Source organism: Spongiactinospora gelatinilytica, assembly GCF_003236385.1.
In the GTDB taxonomy this organism is placed as follows: domain Bacteria; phylum Actinomycetota; class Actinomycetes; order Streptosporangiales; family Streptosporangiaceae; genus Spongiactinospora; species Spongiactinospora gelatinilytica.
Window position 1 is genome coordinate 1 of sequence record NZ_POUA01000767.1, and the last position, 936, is coordinate 936.

General features: G+C 75.0%; 1 protein-coding gene and 1 pseudogene. Both read right to left on the reverse strand.

From position 1 onward, the window contains the following. Nucleotides 1-246: pseudogene (locus tag C1I98_RS39270) on the reverse strand (GNAT family N-acetyltransferase); the annotation flags it as partial. Nucleotides 247-295: 49 nt separating this feature from the next. After that, nucleotides 296-936: radical SAM family protein (locus tag C1I98_RS42390; protein ID WP_158558418.1), on the reverse strand; the 641-nt coding region annotated here is incomplete at its 5' end.

A 936-nucleotide genomic window follows, 5' to 3' on the forward strand; every position in this document is an offset into this window, starting at 1 on the left:
AGATGTGTACAAGAGACAGGCCGCGCCCAGCGCCATGCACCCGGCCGGACGTCCGTCCAGCATCGCGATCCGCATGCCGCCACCGGCGGCCCACCCGCTCACCGTCTCCACCCGGGCCGCCTGCCCGGAGAACGGCTCCTGCCCCCACTGCCCGACGCGGCCCTGGCCCACCAGCCAGGCCACCGCGCGATCGAACATCGCCAGCACCGCCGGCACGTCCCCAAGCCCGCCATGGCGAATCTCCATCGCCGGATCCTACGCGCCGCCCGCCCGCCGATCCAGCGGGGGAGCGAAGCTACACCAGCGCGAGCTGATGCGCGCGAGGATGCGGCGCGCCGGCCAGCGGCCCGGCACCACGCAACCCGAACGCGGCCGCCAGCCGGCTCACCTGCCCCATGATCCGCCCCCGGTAGGCCGGATCGGCGTCGGCGCCCTGCCCGTACAGCTCCTCATAACGCCCCACCAGCCGCGGGTGCCGCTCGCCCAGCCACCCGAAAAACCACTCGCGCGTCCCCGGCGGCAGCCGCAACACCAGCGGCAACACCTCACCGGCGCCGCTGGCCGCGATCCGCCGCATCGTGGCCTGGAGCTGATCGGCGCCGTCGGTCAGGCACGGCAGGATCGGCGCCATCGTCACCGCGCACGGCACCCCCAGGGCCACCAGGTCCGACACCAGCTCCAGCCGCCGCTGCGCGCTCGGCGCGCCCGGCTCCACCGCGCGCCGCACCTGCTCATCGACGAACGCGATCGACACCGCCACCCGGCCGCCCGCCGCGGCGGCCGCCTCGGCCAGCAACTCCGCGTCCCGCGCCACCAGCGCCCGCTTGGTGTACACCGTGAACGGGTTGCCCGCATCCCGAAACGCCGCCAGCAACCCCGGCATCAGCCGATACCGCTCCTCGGCCGGCTGGTAGCAGTCACCGCCCACCCCGACCG